Source organism: Bacillus sp. BF2-3, from assembly GCF_008368795.1.
Taxonomy (GTDB): domain Bacteria; phylum Bacillota; class Bacilli; order Bacillales; family Bacillaceae_G; genus Bacillus_A; species Bacillus_A cereus.
This window is the reverse complement of sequence record NZ_QOSA01000002.1, coordinates 261,424-286,397: the sequence shown is the minus strand read 5'-3', so window position 1 is coordinate 286,397 and position 24,974 is coordinate 261,424. Positions and strand designations below refer to the sequence as shown.

Below are 24,974 nucleotides of genomic sequence, written 5' to 3'. Positions count from 1 at the left end.
AGGTTATTTTTGACGTATTATTGACATCATTTTGTCTGAAATATGTCTTTTGTCATTTTTTTGAATCAGATTTTTCTCATTAGCAAAATGTGTTTTTTCAATATACTTCTTACTTTTATATCTATAAAACAATCGTTTTTTCTTCATACGCTTGACTTTTACTCGGAAAAATGTCCTCGAAAGCACCCACGATAAATGCTTATTTTTTGTCAAGAGAAAAATGTATTTTCAAAATTCAAACTCGAAATAATGTTATTCAAAAATAGAAAACAACTTCCCTCTTCCTCGACTAAAAGTTCATTTTTTTGTCATTTTTCCAGAACAAATAAAAAAACTGAGAGTCGATTAAACTCTCAGTTTTTTTATTTATTTTGCTGTATGTTTTCTAACGGCTGGTAAAATTTCAGTAGCAATTAATTCAATATTTTTCTCAATTTTATCAAATGGTACACCGCCAAAATCAATTTGTGCCATAAAGCGTTGTTGGCCAAACAATTCATATTGGTAAAGCATTTTCTCAATGATTTGTTGTGGGCTACCAACCATTAAAGCATCACGGTAATCTATTGCATTTGTAAATTGCTGTTTCGGATACCCATCACCACGCAGTGTAAGCATACCAGCATTAATGTGAGGGTAATATTCACTAAGTGCATCTTGTGAATTTTTTGCCGTATAAAATAAACTCGTTGTCGCAACTGGTAAACTAGCTGGATCAAATCCGCTTCGCTGAGCAGCCTCGCGGTAAGCATCTACTGACACTTTAAAGTTAATTGCTGGACCACCAAGTGTTGTTATCATCATTGGCACACCTGCACGTCCTGCTTTAATTGCACTAGCTGGTGGACCTCCAACTGCACGCCAAATTGGTAAGTTATTATTTTTCGCTCTTGGAATCACCGATGCATGTGCGAGTGGTGCTCTAAACTGTCCATTCCATGTTACATGTTCCTCGTTATTAATTTTTAATAAAAGATCCATCTTCTCTTCGAATAATTCTTCATAATCATTCACGTCATAACCAAGTAAACTATATCCTCCAATACGAGATCCACGACCAGCCACAATTTCTGCACGTCCATTAGAAATCAAGTCAATTGTAGCAAAATCCTCATATACTCGTACCGGATCAGATGTACTTATTATCGTTGCTGAACTTGCAATTTTTATATTTTTCGTAGCTTGTGCAATAGCTCCTAAAATAACTGTATGAGCTTGTGTTGTAAAATGTGTTTGATGACTTTCACCGACAGCAAACACATCAAGTCCTGCCTCATCTGCTAACTTAGCTGTTTCAATTAGTTCATGAATTCTTTTTTCTGGCGTAATTTTCTCCCCATTATGTGGATTTAAAACATGATCACCAATTGAATATAATCCAAACTCAATTCCTTTTCTTGTATCTATACGGTATTTTTCCATAGTTACTCTCCCCTTTAATAAAGTAGTATTAGTTTTTTTCTAAAAACGTTGGTAAGTCAAGTTTATCTCCGTATTACCTACACCATCACTTGATTAGTCAATTGATGGTGTAAAAAAAATTACTCTTGCGGTAATTCTTTTTTTTCACTATGCTTATGAACTTTCGTCATCAGCTCATATAATATTTTCTGCTCTTCTTCATTTAATACATCATCAAAAAACGAAGATTGAAATGCAAGTTGTTCTGGCAATGCTCTCTCTAAAGCTGCTTCTCCTTGCTCTGTAAGACTAATTGTTTTCGTTTTCCAATCTTGTTTTCGTACAATATATCCTTCTTTTTCAAGACGAGTTAACATTCGAGAAATGCCACCTTGTGTAACAGTTACCTTTTCAGCTAACTCCATTTGTGTTAGTGGTTGATACGTACGTATTTGCAAAAGCACATCAAATTGAGCTGTCGTTAAATCAAAACGTTTTAAAAACTCATTTGACATTTGATTACTTTGGTTCGTAAATCGTATTAAACGTAACCATATTAATGATCCTATCGTATTATCACGCATGTTTGATCACTTCCTAGCGTTAATCTTACTATCACTTTACTACGCAAGTGATAAAAAAGCAAGAGAAAATGTAATAAATATAGCGATAAAGTATTGCATAAATAATGATAAGTAAGAATTCATATAAACATGAATTCTTACTTATCATTATTCTTAGCTTTTCATTTCATTCATTACTATATTTAAAGCTGACATAGCTTTTGGCCAATCACTTTACTACGCAAGTGATAAAAAAGCAAGAGAAAATGTAATAAATATAGCGATAAAGTATTGCATAAATAATGATAAGTAAGAATTCATATAATTCTTACTTATCATTATTCTTAGCTTTTCATTTCATTCATTACTATATTTAAAGCTGACATAGCTTTTGGCCAACCAACGTAAAAAGCCATATGTGTTATTAATGCAACCAATTCATTCTCCTTAATCCTATTTTGTTTAGCTAGCTTCAGATGAAATTGTAATTGTTCTGTATTACCGAGACTGATTAGTGCTGACACAGTACACAAATTTCTTTCCCTTAATGTTAAAGTGGCATCCCGCCACACTTCCTCAAATAATATCTTTTCACTATAATGAGCAAATGCAGGTGCCATTTCTCTCATTTTCTTTTTAATATGTACTTCAATAAGTTCATTTTTCATTTTTTTCTCCCTTTATTTTCATCATTTGTGCTATTCCTTGACCAAATGACCAGTTTTCAGCAGCTGTCTCATTTAGTGTAATAAAAATATTCGAAGTTTTAACGTCGGAATATTCCGTAATTTTTAAAGATATCGATTGATACAAATCTTTTTTCTGTTGCACCGTTCTTCCCGGTCCACATGTAATAGAAACATATATCATATTCTCTGTTCTCTTTTCTCCTCTTTCCAACAAATAATATGGATTATATAAAAATTTATTTTGTTGGTAAGGTAAGAACATTTGAAAATAATCATTTTCAGGGATGTTAAAATGTTCAATTAACGAAAGATGGATACATTCCCCCATTTTTTCCAACTCTTCTTCATTTAATATGTTTTCAGGATAATAAATCTTCACAAAAGGCATAGACTTTCATTCCTTTTCTTATTTTTAATATACAACAAAATTTCATCGTGAAATGTGTAAAATCTCATATACTGTAGCACCTTTATTTACTATAATATCAGGCTTCTCTTCATAAAACTCAAACCTACTATATCCCCATTTATCCGGATTATAAACGATTACATTCCCTAAACACTTTTCATTGTTTTGTACATTTTCATTCATCATGTTTAATTGAGTCCCAATCAGCGTTTTACTTTGAGCAATACTTCCTGCATATTCAACAACATATCTACTTTTCTTAAATCCATCACTTAGATTAACAACTAATGGAACACCTATATGTATTTGTTGCCAACCAAACGATTGTAAAATATTATCGTAATACCCTTCAAAGATAAATTTATTCATCCCTTCATGCCCATTCCAAATATATAAAGGTGCATAGCAGTTATAAAAATTCCCGTCTTTCTCCGTTTCCGTAATTAAATACGCTTTAAAATTTAGTGCTTGGAAACCATCAGTTTTATAACCATTATCCTTTACCCTTTTCTTAATAATTTCCATGTCATAATCCTTTGGCAAAATGACCTTATATTGCATTCCAATCATGTTTATCACTCGCTTTCAATCTTATATACATTATGATAAATCGATAAGTAGCTAACGTAAAATAGGTATAAATTATGTTTGGTATCATTTATAATGATAGTGCATAAGGGGCTGAGATATATGGAAATAAATGATCTTATTATATTCAAAACTGTAGCCAGTGAGGGTTCTATTAGTAAAGCTGCTAAAGAGTTAGGTTATGTTCAACCGAACGTAACTGAAAGAATCAAAAAATTAGAACAAGAATTAGAAACACCCTTACTACATAGAGATAACAAAGGCGTTTCCTTATTACCTTCTGGTGACATTTTATTAGATTACACGAATCAAATATTAACTCTATTAGAAGAAGCGAAAGATAAAATTAAAACAAGTGGGTCTTCTTATATAATCGCGACGTCACAATCGATTTTGACTAATTATTTAAGTAAGCGTATTAAAGAAAATTTCATGAATTATCAAATATATGTAGAAAATAGTAGTCATTTGCCAAAATTACTGCAGCAACAAAAAGTTGATATGGTCATCACTTATGAGGATGATTCTGGTGCAGGTTTTAAAAAAGTATTTACTACTTCAATTTCTATAGGCTTACTAAAAGATCAAGAAAAATGTATCATTGACTATTCAAAGGAACTCTTCTTCGTTAGCAATGACAAAAAGTGCCCTTTTAGAAATAAGACGATACAATTTCTAAAAGAAAATAATTTATCTCAGCGTCAACTTCAACAATTAGATTCTTATTCGCTTATGGAAGAGTTTATTCAGGACGGAAAAGGGATAGCCTTTTTGCCGATTAAAAATGATAAATTGGTACCAATTGAAGATGTTCCAGTTGAAAAATTAGCTGTTCATTTTTTTACAAATCAAAACTCTTTCAAACAAATCCCTGATGAACTATTCGGTTAATAAAAAATCCCTCCTTTATGAATCTAAAAGAGGGATTTTCATATTCTATACAATTGATTTTTCACACATTTTGCTCCACCTCTGCACTTTTCTCCTTCTTATTCCGCTTCATATTCTTCAGTCCCTTAACCGTGCCAACTAATCCTTTCGGGAAAACTAGCAATACGATAATGTACAATAAACCAAGAATAATCGTCCATCGTTCAAAGATCGGATACTCTGTAGCTAGTTCTGATAAATAATATTTTAGAGATTCAATAATTCCAGCTCCTGCAATTGCTCCAATTAACGTTCCAACCCCACCAATCATCGTCATCAATAATGCATTTAATGTCATTTCAATTGAAAATACAGTCGTATTAACAAAACGCAATGTGATAACAAATAAACCACCGCTAATCGCAGCTACTACTCCTGCAACAATGCTAGCAATAATTTTATAATGAAGCACTTTATATCCTAGTGCTTCAACACGTTGCTCATTTTGGGAAATTGCCTTTAATACTTTTCCAATAGAAGATTTGGTGAAAAGACGTAACAGAACAAAAATGATAAGTAAACATATAAGTGTTACATAATAAAACGTAAAACGATCACGGAATACGTCTGGTACACCAAATGTAAAACCATCTCCTCCGTGAGTAAGCCCACGCCATTTTTCAGCAAGTACAAAAAATAACTGTGAAATAGCAAGTGTTAACATTGCATAAAAATGACTTTTCAATCGTAAAGAAAGCAAACCAATTATATAACTAACGATTGCCGAAACGATAATTGCAGCTACTATTCCAATTAAAAAGTTCGTTATTGATACGCCTTGTCGATCAAATAAAAGCGCTACCCCATATGCTCCTATCCCAAAGAACATACAATGACCGAACGATACAATTCCTGTATACCCAAGCAATACATCAAAACTCATTGCAAAAATAGCAAAGATGAAGATTTGAGTGAACAAAATTAACAGGCTCCGTGAATCATTTACGAACGGAAATACACTTAAACAAATGAGCATACATACTCCGAAGTATACTTTAATTCGGTCCGATGTGTTGTTCACCATTTCACCCCTTTTCACCAACAAGTCCAGTTGGCTTCACTATTAAGAAAAATAGTAACATTAACATATTAATTGCAAGTGATAAATCTGGTATAAAATACGCTGTAAAAGCACCAGCTAACCCGACAATTAAAGAAGCAATAGCTGAACCTTGAACGCTTCCTAATCCACCGATAATTACTACTATAAAAGCTAAAATTGCATACTGCATGCCCATCTCGGCGAAAATAACGCCCGAATACGGTGCTAATAAGAATCCTCCCAAAGCTGCCATCCCTGCCCCTAATAAAAAGACGAAAGAAAATATCGCTTTTACATTAATACCAAGCGCTTGAACCATTTCTTTATCCATTACACCTGCACGGATCATAAGACCTATCTTCGTCTTTTTGAGTAATAGTAGTAGTGCAATGTAAATAATTATCCCAATCAAAATAACAAATAGACGATATTTAATTAATATAATACCTCCGAATGTAAAACTTCCTTGTAACCATAACGGTAATTTTGCACTAATAGGGTTTGGCCCCCAAAATATTTTAATACACTCACTAAGAACGAGCATTCCTCCAAGCGTAACGAGCAGCTGTCGAACATGATTTCCATATACCGGCCTAATAAGAAACCTTTCTAAAATAAATCCTAGGAACATTCCCATGGCTACTGCTCCAACTAAAGCTAATATATAACTTCCTGTCACATTAAATAACCAAACACCTGTAAATGCTCCCCATGCAAATAAACCACCGTGTGCAAAGTTTAAAACGCTCATTAAACCGAAAATAAGTGAAAGACCTGATGCTAACAAAAAAATGAGCATCCCTGTTGAAATCCCATTTACAAATAAATTGATTAACACATCCATCCTTTTCACCTCGGATTCATGTTAAGAGATTCCTAAATATTTATGACACATTTCCTTATCCTTTTTTAATTCATTCATAAAACCGTTATGAACAATTCGTCCGTTATCCATAATGTAAAAATAATCGCCAATTTGACTGGCCATCATAAAATTTTGCTCAACAAGTAAAACTGTTGTTTTCTCTTTCATCTTCAAAATAGCTACCATTAATTTCTCCACCATTATCGGGGATAGCCCTTTGCTCGGTTCATCAATAAGTAATAATCCATCACTATTAATAAACGCTCTTGAAATAGCCAACATTTGCTTTTGCCCTCCGCTCAAGAGCCCACTTTTCTTATTCCAAAACTGCTTTAAATCCGGAAATAGTTCCAGCATCCACTCTATTTTCCCTTCTACTTCCTCACCTTTTCCCCTAGCAAGAGCGAAAGTTTCTTCTACTGTCAAATCATGAAAAATACCTTGATTTTCTGGTACATACCCTATTCCTTTTCTTGAAATTAAATGTGTAGGTAATCCACTCACTTTTGCACTATCATAATAAATTTCACCATCTGCAATGCGGTGAAACCCCATCACTGAACGTAATGTCGTTGTTTTCCCTGCCCCATTTCTACCAAACAGTACAGTAATCGTCCCTTTCTCAACAGCAAGAGATACTCCTTGCAAAATATGAAACTGATCTAAATACGTTTCTATATTATTCACTTGTAATAGTGCCACTATATAATCCCCCTAAATAAGCACTTTGTACACGCTCATCTTTCATAATTTCTTCTGGCAATCCTTCAGCCAATAACTCTCCATGAAATAAAACGATAAGATGATCTGACAAACCTAGTATCATATCCATTTTGTGTTCGATAAGTACAATTGTGCTCTCTGGATGTTTCTTAATATTTTCAATCACTTGTAATATAGCAGGGACTTCCTCAACCGAAATACCTGCCGTCGGCTCATCAAGTAATAACACATCCGTTTTTAAAGCTAATAACATCGCAAGTTCTAGCTTCCTTTTCTCTCCATGTGCCAAATCTTTCGCTAATACGTTCTCTTTTTCATGAAGTAATACTGTTTTTAAGAAACGTCTCGCCTCTCCAACTTGTTGCTTTAATTTTGCTGAACTCGGGAAAAAACTATAGTAATCTTGTACGAATGATTGAACACTTAAACGGACATTTTCAAGTACCGTTAATTCTGGGAATATGTTTGTAAGCTGAAAAGAGCGACCGATTCCTAAGCGTGTTCGATCTGAAATCGATAGTTTTGTAATATCTTGCCCTTTAAAATACACTTCACCTGTTGTGGGTGAAATCTGTCCACTTAGTAAATTAAATAACGTTGTCTTCCCCGCACCATTTGGCCCAATAATAGAAATGAGCTTTCCTTTTTGGACAGTTAAATTTACATCTTTAATAACTTGATGTTCACCAAAAGATACACTAAGATTTTTCGTCTCTAGCAAATGTGTCACGAAATCCCTCCCTTTAAAGCCGTGAGTATGAAAGAAATATGTATAAAGAGGGTCCCCCCTCTTTATACAAAAACAACAGAAAATTCAGTCTATTTATTTTGAACTGGTGGTTCTGTTTCTTTCATCGTTAATTCTCGCTCTAACACTGGCACCGGATAATCAACACCGTCTTGCTTTTTCAATGTGATAGAATACAGTGTCTGCATCGCTTGGTGGTCCTTCTCTCTAAACTTCATCTTTCCTTTCGGTGTATCAAATTCCATTCCTTCCATTTTCTTAATCAAGGTATCTACATCTGTATCACCTTTTGTTTTCTTTAAGGCTTCTACAATAGAAATTGCTGCTGACATTCCTCCTGCTGTAAACAAATCTGGCACTGCACCATTAAAACGTTTTTTATGCTCTTCAACTAGCCAATCATTCACTTTATTTTTTGGAAGTGTGTGATAATATACAGAAAAACCTTGCATACCTACTAATGCATCCATTGTTTTTAATGCTGGTATATCTGGCGCACCTGTAGAAATTTTAATACCTTGCGCTTCCACATTCATATCTTTCAACTGTTTCCAAGGTGAATTTGCCCCTGCCCAAACGATAAATAAATAATCTGGTTTTGAACTAATGATATTTTGAATATTCGCTGTAAAATCTGTTGAATTTGTATCCGCGTATTGCTCATTCACAATGTTCGCACCTAATTTTTTCGCACCCGCTTTAAATGCAGCAATCCCTTCACGACCAAAAGCGTTATCTGGGGCAAATGTTGCAATCTTTACATCTTTTTTCGCAATTGCTGCTGCTCCTGCAATCGCATCTTGTGAGGAACTTCTTCCAGTTCTAAAAATATATTTATTCCAGTTCTTCCCGGTAATACTATCCGCAACTGCCGGTTCTACAACCATAATCTTTTCATATTCTTCAGCCAGTGGTAAAACCGCTAACGTATCACTTGAACTAGACGATCCAACTAAAAAATCAACTTTCTCTTCTTCTAATAACTTCGTAGCTTTTTTAACTGCTACATCCGCTTTCGTTTCTGTATCTTCTACAACAAACTTAATCTTTTTCCCATCTACTTTCCCAGTTCCACCAGTTGCATAATCTAACCCTAATTCAAATCCGTTCACTGTTTGTTTTCCATACGATTCTAGCGGTCCTGTTAAAGAAGCAAGAACTCCTACCTTAATCGTTTTTTCATCCTCTGTACTTGTTTTCTTTCCTGAACAAGCTGCCGTTATTAATAACGAACCTAAAACACAGCCAGTAAACATTGTTTTTAGCCACTTACGTTTTTTCATCGACATTGTGATCCTCCCCATACTTTACTTTCTGATAGAATCAAACACGCCAAAATCCCCTGTCCGTAATCATGACTAACTAATTCGATAGATAATGGAAAACTCTTGTAGTACCCTCTACATTCGGCACAAATATATAATCACCTTCCTATGTAATGGAAACGGACATACAATCAATATATATTCTGCAATCCAATTGAAAATACTGTTTCATTTCAGTAATGACCATACAAAAAGACTAACTTATTTTTAAGTTAGTCTTTTCCCCTTAATTAGAGTTAAGTTCTACTTTCTCTAACCCTTCAGCCAATTGTTTCTTATCTAGTCCTTCTCCTATTACTACTAAGTTTGTCGGGAAACCGAAGTCTTGTTCTAATAAAGTTGGTACTCCGAACGAATATTGGAATAGGTGAGGGTATTTATCTCCATGGAATTTCACAAAACCTTTCACTCGATAAATACTATCTGGTAAATTCGAAAGCCATTCATATAATTTGTCTTGATCAATCGGTTTCGTAAATTGATATGTCATTGTTTGTATATGTAAATGCTGTTTGACATGTAGTGTCTCGTGTTCCTCATCATTTGGAAATTCTGCTTCTTCTATATCTTTTAAAGATATATTACAATACTTTGTCTCATACATTTTCGCATGATCATTTATTGCCTTTACTTCTTCAAATACTGTATTCTTATCTGCATCTGTTAGTAAATCTGCTTTATTAACAAGAATGTGACTACCAAATTTCAGTTGCTCATGCAATAGCTGTTGTACATTTGCACTTAATATACTTCGATTTAACCACCTTACTGCATCTAAAACGACTACAATTGATTTCACTTCCAGAAAAGGAGCTAAAATTGGCGAGACACACGCGTCTAACACTTCAATTGGATGCGCAACACCTGTCGTTTCTATATAAATTACATCTGGTCTTTCTTGTTGGTATAACGAATGTAATTGTATTTCAAGCTCTTCTTTTAACGTACAACAAATACATCCTTTAAGAAGTTCTCTTAAAACATTCTCTTTTCCAATAATATCTGTATCTACTGAGTATTCACCAATTTCATTCATTAATACTGCAACTTTTCTATTCTTCTTTTTCTCTGCTAACAATAAATTTTGTAATAATGTTGATTTTCCACTACCTAAAAAACCACCTAATATATGAATCTCCACTTTATTCATTCAACCGACCATCCATTTCTTTACTTCAAATGTATTCAAAGCGTAATAATTACGATTTATATTTATCATTTTATTAAAAGAATGACCATTTGTAAATATAAGAGATTCACTGTTCATTTACTTCATATGCAACTCTAACTCCAGACTCAATTGCCCCTTGCATCCATCCATGTGTTAATGTCGTATGCTCTCCTGCAAAATGTACTTTTCCAGATGGTGGTGTAATATACGGAAATAACTCGAGCTCTTGGCCTGGTTCGAAAGCTGTAAATGCACCGCAAGAATACGGATTTTTACTCCAGCTAAAAGATGTTCCAGTGACAAACTCACTATAGACGATGTCACCGTATATTTCCGCTAAATTTTTTAATGCGTACCGAATACGATCTCTTTGCGGGAGACTATCCCATGTTAACGCCTCATCTGCCCACGTATAACTTGCTATAACGATAGCTGGTCCTGGAGTATGAATGCCATAACTCGGATAGTATGTAAACCGTATCGGTAAATCAGTAATAGATTTACCGCCACACTGTCCCGCTTTCTCCCAAAATCTACTTTTAAACTCTATTGCAATTTTAGTTGCAGCAATATAATTTAATTCACGAATTGCTCTTTTTTTAAAATAAGAGAATAAATAGTATGGCTGAACTTCTACAAATCTTAACGCTGAAAATGGAATTGTAATAATAGCAAAATCACTTGTTATTGTAAATTGCTCTAACGTTTGTTCATGATTTCCTTGTAACATTACTTTATTATCTTCTTGTATAATTTTATCAACCTTATACGGCATTAAAATATGTTCCCTTAATTGTGGTAAGAATGCATTCGATAACTTATCCATTCCACCAGTTATTTCATAATATTTCGTTGTTGAAGTAAAGAAAATCATTTCACGTAATACTTCAATTAAGGACATTCCCATATAAGCTTCCATATCAAGAAGTACCCCAATCATATCTATCGCACCATCTGAATAATACTCCATTAAAAATGAACCAAGCGAATACGTTTTATACTTTTTTTCAACGATAAGCCAGTTTTTATCAGGATCCTTCTTAATGTAATTTAGTATTGGTTCTAATACTTCAATCATTAGCTCTTCTGCCGTTTTTCCTCTTTCTTTATCCAAAACCGGATATTCAAGTACACTTGGATCATTTTCAAACACATTCAATCTCGTTTGAATGTTATTCGTATAAATGATATCTGCAAAAGTTTTATTTATAAAAAGGTTTAAAGGTAGTTTAAATTTATGAATATACGCTAAGGTTAACTTATGGGTGTCAGGGATTCTCATCGGTCCCGCATTAAAATATAAACCCACACTAAATGGTTCCCGAATCGTATACACTCTGCCACCTATTCTGTTATTTGCTTCTATAATCGTTACTTCGTGCCCAGCCTCTTTTAATAAAGAACCTGCAACTAATCCAGAAATCCCTGCACCTGCAATCGTAATCCGTTTTGGGTTATTCTTTTTAACAAGCCCTGCATGAATAATATGAAGCATTTCTTCCATTGCTAATGGATTCCCCATGCCATTTCCCCTTTTACAAAGGATTTTACTGAATTATATTCGGTTCACTGAATTCCTATGTTTTGTTCGCGGATTTGCACGGATACATTTTCAAATACTTGAATATCTTTTATAAAATGTAATAAACTAGATATGACTCTATAGAAGTAAGACGTATTATCTTACATAATAAAATCAATGAAATTGCGAGGAATTTTGAAATGAAAAAAGGTATTAACCGTGTTGTATTAGTAGGAACAGGAGCAGTTGGATGTAGTTATGCTTACTGCATGATTAACCAGGCTGTAGCTGAAGAATTTGTTTTAGTCGATGTAAATGAGGCAAAAGCTGAAGGGGAAGCAATGGACTTAAGTCATGCTGTTCCATTCGCACCAGCTCCAACTAGAGTATGGAAAGGCAGCTACGAAGATTGTAAAGATGCTGACCTTGTAGTTATTACAGCTGGATTACCACAAAAACCAGGCGAAACACGTTTAGATTTAGTTGAGAAAAACGCTAAAATCTTCAAACAAATCGTTCGCAGTATTATGGATAGCGGATTTGATGGCATCTTCTTAATCGCAACAAACCCTGTAGATATTTTAACTTACGTAACTTGGAAAGAATCTGGTTTACCGAAAGAACGTGTAATCGGTTCTGGTACAACGCTTGATTCTGCTCGTTTCCGCTATATGTTAGGTGAGTACTTCGATATTGGTCCACACAACATTCACGCTTATATTATCGGAGAACACGGCGATACTGAACTTCCAGTTTGGAGCCATGTTTCCGTTGGTATCCAAAAACTACAAACACTGCTTGAAAAAGACAACACGTATAATCAAGAAGATTTAGACAAAATTTTCATAAACGTCCGTGATGCAGCTTACCATATTATTGAGCGTAAAGGCGCAACTTATTATGGTATCGGTATGTCACTTCTACGTGTTACAAAAGCAATTTTAAACGACGAAAATAGTGTATTAACTGTATCAGCTTACTTAGAAGGTCAATACGGTCAAAAAGATGTTTATATCGGGGTACCTGCTGTTTTAAATCGCGGCGGTGTTCGTGAAATTTTAGAGGTTGAATTAAGTGAAGATGAAGAATTAAAATTCGACCACTCTGTTCAAGTATTGAAAGAAACAATGGCTCCGGTTCTTTAATTAAGATAAAAAGCAATCCAATTTATTTTGGATTGCTTTTTATTTTCATTATCTCCTATGACTTTTTAGTGATTTTCTATCATTTCTTATTTTTTAGTCGCATCCTCATTATTTATATCAAGTACATCTAATAAAAAGATAAAGATTGGTATCCCGATAATAAGCCCCCATATTCCAAGGAAATGCTCTGAGAAGATAAGAATCATAAATGTGTAGAATATTGGTAAATTTGTTTTTGCAGACATAAACTTCGGATTTAAAAAATAACTTTCAAGAGCATGGATTACTGTTATGAATACGAGTATGTATACTACGTACATAACTCCGCCTACGTTGTAAGCAATGATACAAAGTGGAAACAAAGAAATAATCACACCTGCAACAGGAATCAACCCTAGTAAGAAAATCATAACAGCTAATACAAGTAGCTGTGGAAATCCTAAAACGATTAATGCAATGACAGTAAGAATACAATTTACAACGGCAATTAAAAACTGAGCCTCAATTACTTTGCCGAACGATCTTGCAAATCTTTCACCAAAATATGCAATTTCTCCATAAAAGATTTTTAACTTACTATCTTTAAACTTTGATGTAAATGTAATAATACGCTCTTTTTCTAATAAGAAAAATAAGCTTAAAATTAGAGATAATAATATTTGTAAACTTACCTTTCCTATATTTGCTATTGATTGATATATGACGTCTACACCTTGTTCTATATATTTTGATACTTCCATCCCATTAATTGTCGAAAGTACATATTTAACGATTTCATTATCAGGTGGATTTTGAAAAAACAGTTTAAATTGATAAATTAATTGTGAAATTTGTATCGTCAGCACAGGTAAATATTTATATAATGTTGTGCCTATAAAGGAAACTAGTATTATATATAAACATGCAATAACAATTTTCCGGTTTACTTTCAATTTTCTTGAAATAAAACGTTGAAATCGATCCATTAAAAACGTCAGTATAAACGTAATTAATATTAAATTAATCATACTTTTTAATGCGTATAATACAAGCGCTACTATTATTAAAACGAGAAACCGTTGAAACCCTCTACTTCGAAAAAAACTCTTTACTTCATTCATTAAGAATTAACCCCCCCTTCAATGGATGGAAATTGAATATATTACATTTTATGAACTCCTATAGACAATCTTTCTTACTAATTGAGAAGAATCCTTTTTTTCTTTTCATATTGTTAGATTCGTTTAACTGGAATCCACCAACATAATTTCGGTGGCAGTTATTTTTCATATAATCTTTTATAAACTAGGTGATTTTCTATTTTTAGACTGCTGTTCATACGCATATCCAATATTGAAAAGCTCTTTTTCACCAAACTGTTTCCCTACAAACACTACACCGATTGGTTCTCCATTTTTATCATATCCAGCAGGAACCGCTAATTCCGGATAACCAGCTACAGCTGATAGAAGGACTTCATCGTTATTAATCATAACTAGAGAATCCAAACCTTTTTCTACTAAATACCTATCTAGCTCTTTTCTTGCATTTTCTTGACTCGTTTGCACTACGTTTTCAAACTCTTCTTTCGTTATAGCAGATTTTTCAGACCCTTCAATTAATGTTTGTCCGTATTTTATTCGTCTTTTACTATCCTTTTTATTAAACGCTATAATCTCTTCTAACGATTTTACCGGTACATTCTTTTGCTGTGAAAGATAGTCGTTTACATTATGCTTGAACTCATATTCTAATGTTTGCAAATTATCTACACCCTCAGCACTTAACTGGATATTATCAGTTAATATCGCACCTGCATCTTGAAGGTCTTTTCTAATTTTTTCTACTACTACTTTTCTATTTTCATCTTGTTGGTCTACAGAAAAAAGAAGCCCTATCTTTTTCCCTTTTAATCCATCTATTGATAAATCCTTTGTATAATCAATTCTTTCTTTATCTTTCATTTTTTCTGTCATAACATCTTTTTCGTCATAACCTATCATTGCATTAAATAACGTTGCTACATCTTTTACTGTTCTTGCCATAGGTCCTGCTGTATCAAGAGTTTCAGCTAATGGAATAATTCCTGTTCTACTTACCATACCTAAAGATGGACGTAACCCAACTACTGATTGCTGCGCCGCTGGTGCAACAATCGATCCCGTCGTTTCTGTTCCAATTGCAAGCGGCGCAAAATCTGCTGCAACTACTGTAGCAGATCCTGAACTTGATCCTGAAGTATCGAATGTAATCGGACCGTACGGGTTTAAATTTTGTCCTTTCTTCCCGCTATACCCGCTTGGCATTGTAAAAGATAAATAGTTCGCCCACTCAGACATATTCGCTTTTCCTAAAACAAATGCTCCTTCTTCTTTCAACTGCTTCACAATTGTTGCGTCTTGATCTGCAATCCAATCTTTTAATACATAAGTTCCTGCACTAGTCGGCATCACTTTTTCCGTCTGTACATTATCTTTTACAACGACAGGAATACCATATAAATTCGAATTTTTGTTTCTACCCCGCTCTTGATCTAACTTTCTTGCTTCTTCCATCGCATTAGGATTTATCTCTGTAACAGAATTTAATGTTATTCCATTTTGATCATGTTCTTGTATTCTAAAGAGATAAATACTCGTTAATTCTTCATATGACAACTTTCCATCATCAATCATTTTTTGAAGCTCATCTACAGTCGCATTTACGACTTCTCTTTCTTTTATCTTTACATTTTCTATATTGATTCCTTTAAGCTGATTATGTATCGGTTGTAGCACTCTTTCTTTATCATATACAATACGCTCAGGTTCCTTTGGAAAATAATTTTTATACACGTAATATCCGCCGGCACACGCTAATAAGACAATGCCTCCAGTGATAGACAGCGTTACCTTTACCCATTTCTTCATGTTGCTTCCTCCACTCTATAAGATGCTTAGCTATACAAAAAAGAGAGTTACCTTTTACTTAACTCTCTCCAATCAAAATGCTAAATGAAAAAATGAAAGATTTCAATCTAATTACTTCTTTTTTTGCATTTGCTTTGCTAACATTTCTTTCACTTGATTATACGTTAACCCTGAATTTTTATTTAAACGCTTTACTTCCTCAACATCAGTACCTACCACTGTATATTTTTTCTCATCATTCATTTTTCTAATTCCCTTCTCACCGTATTATTTCTTATATTTCTTCCCTAAATGCGCATAAATTAACACCACTACAAAAAAGGAAGCTGTTTTTAAGCACAGCTTCCTTCTCGTTACATATTGTATTTCTTAATAAAATTTCACTACATCTTCAGTAGGCAAGAACGTTCTTTCTGCTGGTTGTTCGTTTGGTTCACCAAATGGCATTTGACCTACTAAGCTCCACTCTGCCGGAATGTTCCAAGTTTCTTTCACTTCAGCATCTACGATTGGGTTGTAATGTTGTAATGACGCCCCAATTCCTTCAGCAGATAATAGCATCCACACAGTATGTTGTAACATCGCATTTCCTTGATGAGACCAGAATGGAAACTGATCTTTGTATAATGGGGCATTTTCTTGCATTTTTTCTACAGTTGCTTGATCTTCAAAGAATAGAACTGTTCCTACACCTGCATGGAAGCCTTTTAGTCTTTCTACAGTCGCTTCAAAGTTTTCTGCTGGTACGCGTGCTCTTAGTGTTTCTTTAACGATATCCCAAAACTTTTCATGCTCTCCATCCATTAATACAACCATACGACCACTTTGCATATTGAAAGATGTTGGTGCATGTAAAGCTGTTTTTAACACTTCTTCAATTCTTTCTTTCGTAATTGCATCGTTTTTTGTTACTTTACGAATTGAACGGCGGTTCACGATTGCTTCTTTTAAGTTTGTTGTAGTTGCTGACATTTTAATTCCTCCAAATGTTTGTTTTATCATTTATTTTGTTATTTCATAACAAGCGAATTAGCAATATCCATCGGTATTACATTGCATACCTTCAAATGAATTTGTTTTATCCTTTTCAATTTCTTTATCAATGACCCTTTCTAGTGTTTCTTTACTAGCAAGCCCTTGAATGACTTCATCTCCAATCATGACAGTTGGAACAGCCATAATATTCGCTTCATCATATGCGTGTTGAATTGCTTCTTGATGCTTTTCTTTATATTTACGAGTTACTAAAGCATCTTTAAATTCCGCCTCAGGAAGTCCTACTTCTACCGCTAATTTTGTTAACACATCAATATCTTCAATGTTTTGCTCTTCTTGGAAAAATGCTGTGAATACGCGGTGATGATACTCATTACCTAGTCCACGTTCTTTCGCAAATTGACATCCTTCGAAAGCTAAATGTGTATATGGATGTGGTGAAACACGTGGCAAGCGCATATCAATTCCTAACTTCTTCGCTGTCGGAAGAATGAAAGCATCCCATGAACCTAATTTTTCTGGTTCATTCCATGGATCTATTTTTGAATATGGACTTGGACGTAATTCAAATGGCATCCATTCAATCTCTACATCTTTCTCTTTCGCTACCTCATCTAATGGACCTTTTGCTAAAAAACAAAACGGACATATAAAATCTGAGTATACTTTCATTTTTACAGTCATAACTTTTACACCTTACCTTATCGTTGTAATCAAATCAGTTACATTGATGATAAAAAAATATAAATATTATTTAAGCATTCATTTTTTCTTGCAAAGTTTCAAACAACTGCCCCATCGTAATATTTCTCAAAACTTCTTCCATCGCGGATTGTGCTTGAATTAAAATAATTTCTAACACCGCTTGAATATTCGCCCCAATTGGACAATCTGGATTCGGTTGCTCGTGAATATGAAATAGCTTGTCTTCTTCGACTACGTTCACTGCATGATACACATCTAACAATGTGATTTCATGTAAATCCTTTAGTAATCCCGCGCCACCCGGTCCACGATTTACGTAAACAAAGCCAGCTTGTTTCAAGTACGACATGATTTTACGAATGACTACTGGATTTGTATTGACACTCTCAGCCATATAGTCTGAAGTACAAAGTGAAGATGGATTGTTTTTCAAAATAGATAAAATATGAACAGCTATGGAAAAGCGGCTACTAATTTTCATCGTAATCACCACCTCGATGTAATCATTATAGTTACAACTAAAAAATAAGTCAATCCTTTTCATAGATTTTTTATAAGCAAATTAAAAAGTGCCCCATTATGATATATGAGACACCCCTTTTTATTCTGCAAATAGCGCTTGAAATTCTTCAATAAATAGCTGTACAGCGATTGAAGAATCCTTTAATGAAGGAACAGCTAAAGCAATTTCTCTCCATACTTGCGGCTCCAATTCTCTCGTTTGCACATTCTGTGGTAAATTCGTTAAAGATAATTCAGCTAATATTGCAATGCCTAATCCTTCTTGAATCATATTTAAAGCTGTAGTAACGGTAGAAATTACATACTCAGCCCGAAGTGGTACGTTGGCTTGTTTAAACATATCAATGATGGGTGGTTCGTATCCGCCCTTACATAATATGATCGGTTCATTCTCCAAATCACGAATTGTAATAGAGTCCTTCTTACAAAGAGGATGATCCTCTCTTAAGATAGCAACCATTTTTCCCTTCGTTAACGGGACAATCTCCATCTCTTTATTAGGCAAAATAACAATTCCTATATCAACAACCCTCGATATTAACCAATCTTCAACTTCTTTAATTGTTCCTTCACAAAGAACGACCTCTAAGCTCGGATACTTCTCCTTAAAATGGTTTATCATTTTCGGTAAGAAATGTGCAGAAGCACTCGGAAAACTCCCAATTCGAATCGTCCCCACTTCGTGTCCTTTCTCCATCGCAACTTCTTGTTCAATCTTCTCTACACCGTTCAAAATCTCTCTAATATGTACAAGAATTCTGTTTCCTACATCCGTAACGAGTAATCCTTGTCGTTTATCACGTATAAGAATCGTAACTCCTAACTCTGACTCAATACTTGAAATGGCATGACTTACAGCTGGCTGCGTCATATTTAACACCCTGGCAGCCTTCGTAAAACTGCCTAACTCAATAGTTTTTATTAATACTTGCAGTTGTGTAATAGTCATAACTAATCACTTATACTCCTTATAAAAAAGATTCATTTTATTTATTACATTCGATATCATATCATAGTGAAATGAATAACAACAAGGAGGTCTTACCGTGACACAGCTTTCTCGAACTAAGACGGCCATAATCCTTACCTTTCTCGTTTTCATGTGGGGAATCAATTGGCCTTTATCTAAGTTTGCCCTGCATTATACACCACCCGTTTTATTTGCAGGCGTTCGAACTTTAATTGGAGGATTCATTTTACTCCTTTTCGCTCTACCCAAATATAAAGAATTACATTTAAAAGAAACGTGGCATTTATACGTTATTTCTTCTTTACTTAACATCATTATATTTTACGGGTTACAAACTGTTGGTCTTCAATATATGCCTGCTGGGTTATTTTCCGCCATTGTATTTCTACAACCAGTTTTACTCGGTATTTTCTCGTGGATATGGCTTGAAGAATCAATGTACGGCTTGAAAATTTTCGGGCTTGTTCTCGGATTTATTGGTGTAGGTGTTATTAGCTCAAGCAGTTTAACAGGACATATTTCTGTTATTGGAATCCTTCTCGCGTTAGGATGCGCTATTGGCTGGGCACTTGGCACAGTATTCATTAAGAAGACTGGTCACCGTGTGAATGCCATTTGGATGGTAACAATTCAGCTTCTTATCGGTGGTCTTTGTTTAATCGGATTTGGCTCAGAATTTGAAAGTTGGTCTAGTATTGCTTGGAGTATGCCATTTGTTAGTGTACTACTCTTTATTTCATTCTTTGTTATTGCAATGGGGTGGCTTGCATACTTCACACTCGTTGGAGCTGGTGAAGCGAGTAAAGTAGGGGCTTATACATTCCTTATTCCCCTTATCGCTATTATTGTAAGTTCAATCTTCTTACATGAAGCCATTACAATGAGCTTATTTATTGGCCTATTATTTATTGTTGTGAGCATTTGTTTTGTAAATATAAAGCCGAAAACACTTGCTGTAAGGCAGCAGGTTGAAGTGAAATAAATATGAGAAAGAGCCTACTATTTGTAGGCTCTTTTTTATATCTTATTTTTTACGACGCACTACAAAAACACACGCACCTACCGAAGATACAATTGCCAAAATAGATAAAACAATTGCTATCAACTGCATATTACTAGTACCTTCATTCTTTTCTACATTAGATACTTCACCATGTTCTCCTGTTAATGACGTACCTTTTGCAATTGTAGTAAGTGAATGCGGTTTTTCAGCTTTCTCATCGCCTGTCCATTCAACAATTTCTCCGTCTTTATATTGTTGATATGCATCCCAAGCTATTTTTTGTTCTTTATCCGGATTTTTAGCGACGAAAGTAAATCGCTGGAACTGACCGGGTAAAATCCCTTCTCCTATTGCTTCCCATACTACAGTTTTCACTTTTCCGGCATTATCTTTCTGCTCTTCCATTTTCCACCCTGGCACTGGTTCATACTGTTGGAATTCCACACCAGACGGTATTTTCAGTGTAACTTTTGTTGTTGCTATATTCTTTTCAACTGGTACTTTTATCGTGTAAGTCTCCCAAGAACCGATGTCAGAAGTTGCTGGCTTCACAGTAACGTGCGCACTAACAGGTAACGAAAACATTCCCATTGTAATTGCTGTTGCGATCATTGTTGTTCCTAATTTTTTTATACGTTCCATTTTCAATTAGCTCCTTTTTATCTATACCTACTCTTTATCCCGCTATTCGCCGGGTAGCCCAATTGATGAGGGCTGCTTAAAGTTTCACTTTATCTGCCACCTACAATAAATTTATAATCCGTATCGAAGCTATCAAGCGATTTCGTTAATCCATGTACTTGTATATTCCAGTTTCCTGTCATGTTAATATACATACCTTCTGCTTCATATTCTCCCGGTGAAACTGCCGAAACTTTAAATGATCCTTTTCCCATATTCATATCTAACGATTGAGTCGTTAATATAATTTGTTCCATATCAGTAACGGGTTGTCCGTTCTCATCCTTTAAAGTAATATGGAATATATTTTGTCCTACTCTATTAGGACTTACATTTAGCGTCATTTCATATTCATTATCTAATTGTTTACTCTCTGTAAAAGGTCCAGTAGGAGGCATCGGTGGTGTTTGTACGTTTGTCATAAAAGCTACGATGACGAAAATGATAATTCCAATGATAAACTCTACTTTCACCGTAGCACCTAATCCTTGCTCCGCTCTCATTTTCCCTTTCACATAATGAATAATTCCCAATATCCCCATGAAAACGAATAAAAGTATCTTTGCTAGTAAAGCTAATCCATACTTCGTATCAAATAACGAGTGGATTGTTGGAATAAAAAATGTACTGTTAAAAAGACCTGTTATTAAAATCACAATGACAGCGCATGTTGCCCACGGTGAAAAACGCTTAATCATATCCCAATACATATTCCATTTGTTATCCTCTTTACGTAACAGAAGAATAATAGACGATAAACCACCAATCCATAATGAAGCTGCGAATAAATGTAAAAAATCCATAACAACAGCAATATCTTTAAACTTTAAACCATATGCGTGACTATTAAATGCTTTCATAACAAGTATTCCAATAAACAGCACTATTGGAATACTCCATACTTTAAAAGACGATAGCTTCTCACGCCTCATCGCAAAATACGTAACGATTATAAGCGAACTAATGAGAACCATTTGAGTAATCCAAACATAACTAAAAACAGAAAGCTGTAACGTTTCTTTTAATAGTAAAGGATTGAATGCTTCTAGCCATGAAACATCAGCATTTATTTTCGCTTGCAGTGGTAGATTGAATAACAAGCTAGTAAATATCCCTAATAAGGAAATCCATATTATGTTCTTACTCCTTGATCGAACCGAGGTTGCATTCCCTTTATACATAATAAGATTAAAGAATAGCACTCCTATAAATAGTGAGAAACTTGTATATAAAATTCCACGTTCCATGATCATATCAATTTGCGGAACATACCCCATCTCTTCCACTTGTACATCGTCTGTTTCCGCTTCCGCTAATCCAATACGGAATGGAATAACCCCTTGAATTGGATGTCCATCAGCTGAAATAGCTTTCCACTGAATAGAGTAGAGACCATTTTTGAGGTTTTCTTTTAATCCGGCTTCTAATAGTTTTTTATTTTTTTTATCAATATGAGCATCTTTTAAATCGACCCTTTTACCTGATGTATCTCTCACGTACAATGTATTAAAACGTGAAACTTGTATGTCCTCATCGAATTCGATTTTTACAACAGATGGTGCTTTCTTCAATGTTTCATTTTCAGTAGGGTTTGATTTCACAACGTACGCATGAGCAGATGCACTTTGCGGGATCAATATGATAAGCACACACACAAGTAATAACAATGTCCCTAACCTTTTCATTACTTTCACACTCATTTCACTTCTTTCTTCCTCATTGCTCTATTTTCATTACTTTAACTTCCAAAGTTTGATTCTGGGCAAAATATTAACCTGATTAAATATAAACTTCTAGAAAGTATAACTCTTTATTTCTCTTCCACCTCTAAACTTCCAATATAATAGTAACTATTATGATAGATACAACTTACATTTTTAAAGCCGATTGTTATTATATCATAAAATATATTTATGTAAGTTATCAAAGAAGAAAAGTTATCGTGAATCATTTGTGAAGAAAATGTGAAATACATAAATAAAAAGGTATTACGTTATTACGTAACACCTTTAAAAAAATATCCCTCTTCTATTTCTCTTCCGGATAATCACAATACTCGATAATCGTTCCTTCAGTATCCGCTGGGTTAAGATAAATTAACCTTCTACCGTGCTTATTAATGCGTAGTGTATGCTCTAATGTCCGAATACCTTGTTCTTTTAACTCTTCTAGAGCCACATCTAAATCATCGACACGATACGCAACGTGATGAACACCTTTACCTTTTTGTTTAATAAAACGGGCAATTGGAGATGTCGTATTATTCGTCGGTGCAAGTAATTCAATTCTATCTCCATCCACTTCAAGAATGGCTACTTCGCTTTCCACACCAGGAGCTTCACTTACGTAACGATCTATTAAAGTTCCTAGTAACACATTTTCATAAAAACGTATCGTACTATCTATATCACGAACTGCGATTCCGATATGATCAATTGTTTTTTTCATTTTATTTCCCCTACTACTTTATTTTTTCTCATTATTAATAGTAACAAAAAAAGCTATAGAAACAAGTTCTATAACTTTTTTTATTTAACCTATTTTCTTATCCGCTCTAGTTGCTGGTTGAACTTGGTTTTTCACTTTTAAAATGCTAAGTCCATATCCGATAAATCCACCGATAATCGCTGGGAAGATCCAGCCTAATCCTACTTCCTGCATCGGAAGGAATTTAGTGAACACTTGGCTTACTACTTCAATGTTAACTCCAGCTGCACTTAATCCATCGAATAAGCTGATGATAAATGTTACGATTAAGCTCACTTGATAAACTTCAGCTCTTCCTTTGAATAATGAATGGAAGAATGTTAAGAAAATCAATACGATTGCTAGTGGATAAATTGCTGTTAATACTGGAACAGAAACTGCGATTAACTGTGTTAATCCTACATTTGCAACAATTGCACTAAATACACATAGCGTGATTGCAATTGCTTTGTAAGGAACATTTGGGAATAACTTATGGAAGAATGAAGAACATGCTGATACAAGTCCCACACTAGTTGTTAAACAAGCTACTGTAATCATTAATCCTAATAATACTCCGCCATATGATCCGAAATAGTAGTTAGAAACTTTCGCTAATACTTCTCCGCCGTTCTCTAAATGTCCAAGCTTTGCAACACTTGAAGCACCCATATAAGAAAGTGCTGTATAGATAATTGCTAAAATAGATGCTGCAATAATTGTCGCTTTTGCACAAACGACCATAATTTGTGTTTTCGTTTTCGCACCTTTTTCTTTAATAGCATTGATAATGATAATCCCGAATACGAATGATGCAAGCGTATCCATCGTTAAGTATCCTTCTTGGAATCCTTTAAAGAATGCATGTGATGTATAAGCTTCCACTGGTGCTTGCATATCTCCAATCGGATGTATAAAAGCAACGATTACTAAAATACCGATGAAAGTCAACTTAATTGGTGTTAAGATTTTTCCAACAATATCGACAATTTTCGCGGGATTTAGCGAAAAAAAACAAGTGATACTAAAGAATATAATTGTGAAAAGAATTAAAGGTGTAGAACCTACTCCTTCTGGCATAAACGGTTTAAGACCAATTTCATAAGAAACATTTCCTGTTCTCGGTATTGCAAATAACGGACCAATCGCTAAGTATAAAACTGTTGTAAACACAATCCCAAACACTGGGTGAGCACGACTAGCTAACGACTGCAAATCATCTTTACCTGAAAAACCAAATGCTAGCACACCTAGTAATGGTAATCCAACACCAGTTACTAAAAATCCAGCGTTAGCAATCCATACATTCTCTCCTGCTGATTGACCAAGCATCGCTGGGAAAATTAAATTTCCCGCTCCAAAAAATAGTGCAAATAACATTAATCCAATAACTACTATGAACGAAAACGGTACTTTATTCGCCATAATATAACCCCCATTCAAGTTTCCTTATCTCATTTTCCAATTTTAACTAATTGAATTTTCTGAACATTTAATTTAAGCATCAACTATTCTTGAACTCATTATAGTTTGCTATATAATATTTTGCAATACTATTTTCGAACTTTTCTTTTATTTTATAAATATACATTTTTTAACATGAAAAATAGACTAAAAAACCA

At 34.3% G+C, this 24,974-nt stretch carries 26 protein-coding genes; 3 read left to right on the top strand and 23 right to left on the bottom strand.

Going from position 1 to position 24,974, the window contains the following annotated elements; genetic code table 11:
• Positions 1-366: 366 nt before the first annotated feature.
• The 5 genes from DN401_RS03580 to DN401_RS03560 all read right to left on the bottom strand — a co-directional run bounded on the left by DN401_RS03580 (position 367) and on the right by DN401_RS03560 (position 3,632).
• The gene (locus tag DN401_RS03580) at positions 367-1,422 is read right to left on the bottom strand and encodes an LLM class flavin-dependent oxidoreductase (RefSeq protein WP_000417547.1); all 1,056 of its coding nucleotides are present in this window, start codon (positions 1,420-1,422) and stop codon (positions 367-369) included.
• Between the two features lie 119 nt (positions 1,423-1,541).
• Positions 1,542-1,985, bottom strand: coding sequence for a MarR family winged helix-turn-helix transcriptional regulator (locus DN401_RS03575; RefSeq protein WP_001205523.1), 444 nt, complete (start codon positions 1,983-1,985; stop codon positions 1,542-1,544).
• Between the two features lie 323 nt (positions 1,986-2,308).
• Positions 2,309-2,632, bottom strand: a complete 324-nt coding sequence (locus DN401_RS03570) for a carboxymuconolactone decarboxylase family protein (protein ID WP_149287521.1) — start codon at positions 2,630-2,632, stop codon at positions 2,309-2,311.
• Positions 2,622-3,041, bottom strand: coding sequence for a tautomerase family protein (locus tag DN401_RS03565; RefSeq protein WP_001117232.1), 420 nt, complete (start codon positions 3,039-3,041; stop codon positions 2,622-2,624). The genes DN401_RS03570 and DN401_RS03565 overlap by 11 nt, the downstream gene beginning before the upstream one ends.
• A 42-nt stretch (positions 3,042-3,083) precedes the next feature.
• On the bottom strand, positions 3,084-3,632 hold the full coding sequence (locus DN401_RS03560; RefSeq protein ID WP_000579893.1) for a DUF4865 family protein: 549 nt from the start codon (positions 3,630-3,632) through the stop codon (positions 3,084-3,086).
• 120 nt (positions 3,633-3,752) lie between these two features.
• Here DN401_RS03560 and DN401_RS03555 point away from each other — a divergent pair, with 120 nt between their 5' ends.
• Positions 3,753-4,541, top strand: coding sequence for a LysR family transcriptional regulator (locus DN401_RS03555; RefSeq protein WP_000405005.1), 789 nt, complete (start codon positions 3,753-3,755; stop codon positions 4,539-4,541).
• A gap of 61 nt (positions 4,542-4,602) precedes the next feature.
• Here DN401_RS03555 and DN401_RS03550 read toward each other — a convergent pair whose 3' ends face one another.
• The 7 genes from DN401_RS03550 to DN401_RS03515 all read right to left on the bottom strand — a co-directional run bounded on the left by DN401_RS03550 (position 4,603) and on the right by DN401_RS03515 (position 11,976).
• Positions 4,603-5,556 carry a branched-chain amino acid ABC transporter permease gene (locus DN401_RS03550; RefSeq protein ID WP_002040965.1) on the bottom strand — a complete coding sequence of 318 codons (954 nt, stop codon included), beginning with the start codon at positions 5,554-5,556 and terminating at the stop codon, positions 4,603-4,605.
• 49 nt (positions 5,557-5,605) lie between these two features.
• Positions 5,606-6,466: a branched-chain amino acid ABC transporter permease gene (locus DN401_RS03545; RefSeq protein ID WP_000382805.1), complete on the bottom strand. Its 861-nt coding sequence runs from the start codon at positions 6,464-6,466 to the stop codon at positions 5,606-5,608.
• Between the two features lie 21 nt (positions 6,467-6,487).
• Positions 6,488-7,189 (bottom strand): ABC transporter ATP-binding protein, encoded by a 702-nt coding sequence (locus tag DN401_RS03540; protein ID WP_001196696.1) that lies wholly within the window; start codon positions 7,187-7,189, stop codon positions 6,488-6,490.
• Positions 7,167-7,940: an ABC transporter ATP-binding protein gene (locus DN401_RS03535; protein ID WP_000149338.1), complete on the bottom strand. Its 774-nt coding sequence runs from the start codon at positions 7,938-7,940 to the stop codon at positions 7,167-7,169. Before DN401_RS03535 ends, DN401_RS03540 begins: the two co-directional genes overlap by 23 nt.
• Positions 7,941-8,029: 89 nt before the next feature.
• Positions 8,030-9,247 carry a substrate-binding domain-containing protein gene (locus DN401_RS03530; protein ID WP_000061996.1) on the bottom strand — a complete coding sequence of 406 codons (1,218 nt, stop codon included), beginning with the start codon at positions 9,245-9,247 and terminating at the stop codon, positions 8,030-8,032.
• Positions 9,248-9,509: 262 nt separating this feature from the next.
• Positions 9,510-10,433, bottom strand: coding sequence for a CobW family GTP-binding protein (locus tag DN401_RS03525; protein ID WP_121868385.1), 924 nt, complete (start codon positions 10,431-10,433; stop codon positions 9,510-9,512).
• A gap of 106 nt (positions 10,434-10,539) precedes the next feature.
• A complete protein-coding gene (locus tag DN401_RS03515; protein ID WP_000528002.1) occupies positions 10,540-11,976 on the bottom strand; it encodes a flavin monoamine oxidase family protein in 1,437 nt (478 codons plus the stop codon).
• A gap of 200 nt (positions 11,977-12,176) precedes the next feature.
• On the opposite strand from DN401_RS03515, the gene DN401_RS03510 reads away from it, so the two are divergent.
• Complete coding sequence (locus DN401_RS03510) at positions 12,177-13,121, top strand: L-lactate dehydrogenase (RefSeq protein WP_000715321.1); 945 nt, start codon at positions 12,177-12,179, stop codon at positions 13,119-13,121.
• An 86-nt stretch (positions 13,122-13,207) separates the two neighbouring features.
• On the opposite strand, the gene DN401_RS03505 is transcribed toward DN401_RS03510, so the two are convergent.
• The 7 genes from DN401_RS03505 to DN401_RS03480 all read right to left on the bottom strand — a co-directional run bounded on the left by DN401_RS03505 (position 13,208) and on the right by DN401_RS03480 (position 19,181).
• Entirely contained in the window at positions 13,208-14,221 is a 1,014-nt protein-coding gene (locus DN401_RS03505; RefSeq protein ID WP_149287520.1) for an AI-2E family transporter, read from the bottom strand.
• 177 nt (positions 14,222-14,398) lie between these two features.
• The gene (locus DN401_RS03500) at positions 14,399-16,009 is read right to left on the bottom strand and encodes an amidase family protein (protein WP_149287519.1); all 1,611 of its coding nucleotides are present in this window, start codon (positions 16,007-16,009) and stop codon (positions 14,399-14,401) included.
• Between the two features lie 111 nt (positions 16,010-16,120).
• A complete protein-coding gene (locus DN401_RS30085) occupies positions 16,121-16,252 on the bottom strand; it encodes a hypothetical protein (protein ID WP_000997344.1) in 132 nt (43 codons plus the stop codon).
• 126 nt (positions 16,253-16,378) lie between these two features.
• Entirely contained in the window at positions 16,379-16,981 is a 603-nt protein-coding gene (locus DN401_RS03495; RefSeq protein ID WP_001277021.1) for a nitroreductase family protein, read from the bottom strand.
• 57 nt (positions 16,982-17,038) lie between these two features.
• Entirely contained in the window at positions 17,039-17,689 is a 651-nt protein-coding gene (locus tag DN401_RS03490) for a DsbA family oxidoreductase (protein ID WP_000216673.1), read from the bottom strand.
• 70 nt (positions 17,690-17,759) lie between these two features.
• Positions 17,760-18,191 (bottom strand): Rrf2 family transcriptional regulator, encoded by a 432-nt coding sequence (locus tag DN401_RS03485; RefSeq protein WP_000704073.1) that lies wholly within the window; start codon positions 18,189-18,191, stop codon positions 17,760-17,762.
• A gap of 120 nt (positions 18,192-18,311) precedes the next feature.
• On the bottom strand, positions 18,312-19,181 hold the full coding sequence (locus DN401_RS03480) for a LysR family transcriptional regulator (protein ID WP_000156743.1): 870 nt from the start codon (positions 19,179-19,181) through the stop codon (positions 18,312-18,314).
• Positions 19,182-19,278: 97 nt separating this feature from the next.
• Between DN401_RS03480 and DN401_RS03475 the strand changes: the two genes are divergently transcribed.
• Positions 19,279-20,184, top strand: coding sequence for a DMT family transporter (locus tag DN401_RS03475; protein ID WP_000192812.1), 906 nt, complete (start codon positions 19,279-19,281; stop codon positions 20,182-20,184).
• 42 nt (positions 20,185-20,226) lie between these two features.
• Here the strand turns inward: DN401_RS03475 and DN401_RS03470 are convergent, their stop codons facing one another.
• From DN401_RS03470 to brnQ, 4 genes are all read right to left on the bottom strand, one after another.
• The gene (locus tag DN401_RS03470; RefSeq protein WP_000439685.1) at positions 20,227-20,847 is read right to left on the bottom strand and encodes a YcnI family copper-binding membrane protein; all 621 of its coding nucleotides are present in this window, start codon (positions 20,845-20,847) and stop codon (positions 20,227-20,229) included.
• A gap of 89 nt (positions 20,848-20,936) precedes the next feature.
• Complete coding sequence (locus DN401_RS03465) at positions 20,937-22,586, bottom strand: copper resistance CopC/CopD family protein (protein WP_000114307.1); 1,650 nt, start codon at positions 22,584-22,586, stop codon at positions 20,937-20,939.
• A 328-nt stretch (positions 22,587-22,914) separates the two neighbouring features.
• Positions 22,915-23,334 carry a VOC family protein gene (locus DN401_RS03460; RefSeq protein ID WP_000750850.1) on the bottom strand — a complete coding sequence of 140 codons (420 nt, stop codon included), beginning with the start codon at positions 23,332-23,334 and terminating at the stop codon, positions 22,915-22,917.
• Positions 23,335-23,418: 84 nt separating this feature from the next.
• Complete coding sequence (gene brnQ, locus DN401_RS03455) at positions 23,419-24,777, bottom strand: branched-chain amino acid transport system II carrier protein (protein ID WP_001284786.1); 1,359 nt, start codon at positions 24,775-24,777, stop codon at positions 23,419-23,421.
• Positions 24,778-24,974 lie beyond the last annotated feature (197 nt).

Excerpts from the sequence above, each read along its gene's own strand:
- DN401_RS03550 (WP_002040965.1), bottom strand. The coding sequence starts at position 5,556 with ATGCTCATTTGTTTAAGTGTATTTCCGTTCGTAAATGATTCACGGAGC.
- DN401_RS03560 (WP_000579893.1), bottom strand. The coding sequence starts at position 3,632 with ATGATTGGAATGCAATATAAGGTCATTTTGCCAAAGGATTATGACATG.
- DN401_RS03555 (WP_000405005.1), top strand. The coding sequence starts at position 3,753 with ATGGAAATAAATGATCTTATTATATTCAAAACTGTAGCCAGTGAGGGT.
- DN401_RS03485 (WP_000704073.1), bottom strand. The coding sequence starts at position 18,191 with ATGAAAATTAGTAGCCGCTTTTCCATAGCTGTTCATATTTTATCTATT.
- DN401_RS03515 (WP_000528002.1), bottom strand. The coding sequence starts at position 11,976 with ATGGGGAATCCATTAGCAATGGAAGAAATGCTTCATATTATTCATGCA.
- DN401_RS03575 (WP_001205523.1), bottom strand. The coding sequence starts at position 1,985 with ATGCGTGATAATACGATAGGATCATTAATATGGTTACGTTTAATACGA.
- DN401_RS30085 (WP_000997344.1), bottom strand. The coding sequence starts at position 16,252 with ATGAATGATGAGAAAAAATATACAGTGGTAGGTACTGATGTTGAGGAA.
- DN401_RS03510 (WP_000715321.1), top strand. The coding sequence starts at position 12,177 with ATGAAAAAAGGTATTAACCGTGTTGTATTAGTAGGAACAGGAGCAGTT.
- brnQ (WP_001284786.1), bottom strand. The coding sequence starts at position 24,777 with ATGGCGAATAAAGTACCGTTTTCGTTCATAGTAGTTATTGGATTAATG.
- DN401_RS03505 (WP_149287520.1), bottom strand. The coding sequence starts at position 14,221 with ATGAATGAAGTAAAGAGTTTTTTTCGAAGTAGAGGGTTTCAACGGTTT.
- DN401_RS03470 (WP_000439685.1), bottom strand. The coding sequence starts at position 20,847 with ATGGAACGTATAAAAAAATTAGGAACAACAATGATCGCAACAGCAATT.
- DN401_RS03565 (WP_001117232.1), bottom strand. The coding sequence starts at position 3,041 with ATGCCTTTTGTGAAGATTTATTATCCTGAAAACATATTAAATGAAGAA.
- DN401_RS03465 (WP_000114307.1), bottom strand. The coding sequence starts at position 22,586 with ATGAGTGTGAAAGTAATGAAAAGGTTAGGGACATTGTTATTACTTGTG.
- DN401_RS03580 (WP_000417547.1), bottom strand. The coding sequence starts at position 1,422 with ATGGAAAAATACCGTATAGATACAAGAAAAGGAATTGAGTTTGGATTA.
- DN401_RS03460 (WP_000750850.1), bottom strand. The coding sequence starts at position 23,334 with ATGAAAAAAACAATTGATCATATCGGAATCGCAGTTCGTGATATAGAT.
- DN401_RS03490 (WP_000216673.1), bottom strand. The coding sequence starts at position 17,689 with ATGACTGTAAAAATGAAAGTATACTCAGATTTTATATGTCCGTTTTGT.
- DN401_RS03500 (WP_149287519.1), bottom strand. The coding sequence starts at position 16,009 with ATGAAGAAATGGGTAAAGGTAACGCTGTCTATCACTGGAGGCATTGTC.
- DN401_RS03530 (WP_000061996.1), bottom strand. The coding sequence starts at position 9,247 with ATGTCGATGAAAAAACGTAAGTGGCTAAAAACAATGTTTACTGGCTGT.
- DN401_RS03480 (WP_000156743.1), bottom strand. The coding sequence starts at position 19,181 with ATGACTATTACACAACTGCAAGTATTAATAAAAACTATTGAGTTAGGC.
- DN401_RS03495 (WP_001277021.1), bottom strand. The coding sequence starts at position 16,981 with ATGTCAGCAACTACAACAAACTTAAAAGAAGCAATCGTGAACCGCCGT.
- DN401_RS03570 (WP_149287521.1), bottom strand. The coding sequence starts at position 2,632 with ATGAAAAATGAACTTATTGAAGTACATATTAAAAAGAAAATGAGAGAA.
- DN401_RS03545 (WP_000382805.1), bottom strand. The coding sequence starts at position 6,466 with ATGGATGTGTTAATCAATTTATTTGTAAATGGGATTTCAACAGGGATG.
- DN401_RS03525 (WP_121868385.1), bottom strand. The coding sequence starts at position 10,433 with ATGAATAAAGTGGAGATTCATATATTAGGTGGTTTTTTAGGTAGTGGA.